This window comes from uncultured Maricaulis sp., assembly GCF_963976135.1.
GTDB lineage: Bacteria > Pseudomonadota > Alphaproteobacteria > Caulobacterales > Maricaulaceae > Maricaulis.
On record NZ_CAXBKN010000174.1, the window covers coordinates 1 to 2,468 of the forward strand.

The 2,468-nt window shown below is 63.2% G+C and carries 2 protein-coding genes and 1 pseudogene; all 3 read right to left on the reverse strand.

Annotated elements, in window-relative coordinates:
* Positions 1–461 (reverse strand): annotated as a pseudogene (locus AAC023_RS14290) (hypothetical protein); the annotation flags it as partial.
* 107 nt (positions 462–568) lie between these two features.
* The gene (locus AAC023_RS14295) at positions 569–1,555 is read right to left on the reverse strand and encodes a D-Ala-D-Ala carboxypeptidase family metallohydrolase (protein WP_339741947.1); all 987 of its coding nucleotides are present in this window, start codon (positions 1,553–1,555) and stop codon (positions 569–571) included.
* Between the two features lie 4 nt (positions 1,556–1,559).
* A partial coding sequence (locus AAC023_RS14300) for a L,D-transpeptidase family protein (protein WP_339741950.1) occupies positions 1,560–2,468 on the reverse strand: 909 nt, incomplete at its 5' end.

Here is a 2,468-nt window from a genome sequence, read left to right on the forward strand (position 1 = left end):
GCTTCAAGGCTCTCGCCGATCGCATCATTGCCGAGAGCGGCCTGCAGATAGGCGACCAGGTCGCGGCCACGGCGGGCAGCGGTCCAGTCCGGCTCGATGGTCACCGGATTGAGGCGTCCCGACAGCAGGTGCGCCGCCAGCGTCAGATAGGCGTCGGTCGCGACCTCATCGAGATCGAGATCGGCCCGTGAAGGGTCGGCCGCTTCGAGCAGGGCGAGGTGGTAATCGGCCGGGTCCAGCCCGTGCGAGGCGGCACCGCGCACGGCGATGAGGAGATCATCATAAAGGTGGGCATTGGCCGGTCCGGTCCAGGCCAGGCTGAGTTCGCGGGCCTGATAGAAGCGCGTGCCGGTCTCGCAGGCGCGGCAATCATAATTGACGATGACCGCACTGGCCGGCGCCAGGCCCAACAGGGGCGCCGCTGCACAGGCGAGAGCAAGGCGCTTCAGCCGCTTGATCATGGATGGCCTCTTTTTTCAGGTTCGGGGGAAACCCCCGTGCAAACTCATCCTGACACGCGGTGTGTTACCAAGCTGGACGCTTGCGTGGTTGTCGCCTGCGGACGCGCCTAGCCCCGGCCCCAGCGAGCGCGCCAGCCGCGTTCATCGACATGGACGAAGGGGCCGTGATTGGAGGTCGGGGGATATTCGCCCAGGCCACCGATCAGCGGGGTAAATTGCGGCGCATTGTGTGACAGGCTGTCGACCAGGTCGAACAGGGCTGCGGCATCGCGGCGGTCATGCACGCCATCGCCATTGAGATCATCCATCACGCCGTCATTATTGGCGTCGATGAAAATATCGGCGGCACCACCATAGATGTGGCGCGAATGGCGGCCATTGCCGATGGAGGCATTATAGGCTGGCGTCCGATAGCCGCTCATCACGGTGAAGGTGTCGGCTTTCCAGCCGCGCTCATTGGCCGCTTCGAGAATGCCTTCAAGCTTGACCAGGAGGCGTTCGCTCAGCACCAGATACTGGTTGCCGTCCGCGGGCTGTTTGCAGAGAAACTGGCCGAGCCGGAAATGCGGCGACACGGCCAGATCCTCGAGCCCGTCAGTGACTTCGAGGAAGTTTTCCGGCGCGCGGTAATTCTCGTGGCCGCGATAGGGCTCCGACGGATAGCTTCCGAGCCGGTAGCCATTGATCGTTTCGCCATCATCCGGTGCATGCGACTGCATCACCACCAGATTGAGCGTCATGATGTGCCCTTCGCCATCATCCAGTTGCACCTGCGTCAGACCGGGTGTGACCGGCGCTGTCCAGTCGAGGTCGGTCGCGGCCTCCCGGCTGGTCTCGCCGTCCAGCCAGCTGAGCGGCCTGTCGGCGCGAATATGGATCTCCTCGCCGGGCTTCGCAAAGACCGCGAAGGTCTCCAGATTGACCACGAGATCGTCGCGCAGGGTGATCGTAAAGGGGAGATGCCCCGGGTCGAAGCCTGTTTCGGCCGGTGCGGTCCGGTCGACGACCGGGCTGAGAAGCCTGGCGTGCGCGATCTGGGGCAGGACAGACACCAGGGCGGCACTCAACAGGGCTTTTCCGATAAATTTTTTCATCATGCTACTCCATGGACGATGGAGTAGCCTCCAGCGCCGCAATCAACTCATCATCCCTATGATATAGGTCTGCCACAAAGCGGATGCCAGTCGACGGGTCGTGCACGGCTGTCCAGTAAAGGAGATAGACCGGGATGGGCCGGGCCAGGGGCAGGCGGGTTTCGGTATTGCCGGCGGCAATCTCCCGCAAGCCTTCCGGAGACAGTTCCGGCGTTTCGGCGATCACCCAGTCGGCCAGCTCGAACGGATCACGCAGCCGGACACAGCCCGATGAATAGCAGCGGCGGTTCTGATCGAACAATTCCCGGCTTGAGGTGTCGTGCAGATAGACATTGTGCGGATTGGGGAAGATCAGTTTGACCTCGCCGAGCGCATTGAGCGGGCCGGGCGCCTGACGCAGCTGGTAGGGGAAATTGCGCGCCGGTACCGTGTTCCAGTCGATCGTTGCGGGATCGACCTGGTTGCCGTCCCGATCGAGCACCTGGAAGCCAAGCCGCGTCACGGCGCCGGGGTCATTGCGAAAGAGCGGTAATTCATTGCGCACGGCAATGCTTGCCGGCGTTTCCCACCAGGGATTGACGACGATATAGGTCATCTCCGCCGAGAAAACGGGCGTCGGCCGATAGGTCAGGCCGACAATGGCGTCGTGCCGGCGTTCGACGACGCCCTCATTGCGGGCCTCAAGCGAAAAGTCCGGGATATTCACCCGGATATGCCGCCGGCCCATATCCGCGGGCAGCCAGCGATAGCGTTCCAGATTGGCGCGGATTTGCGCGACGCGGTGCTGCGCGCTCAGATTCAGCTCGTGCAGGGTCTGACTGCCGACACGGCCATCGATCTCAAGCCGGCTGGCTTGCTGGAAAGCCTCGACCGCGGCCTGCAGGGCCGGGTCGAAGAATTCCGGATCGGCAGG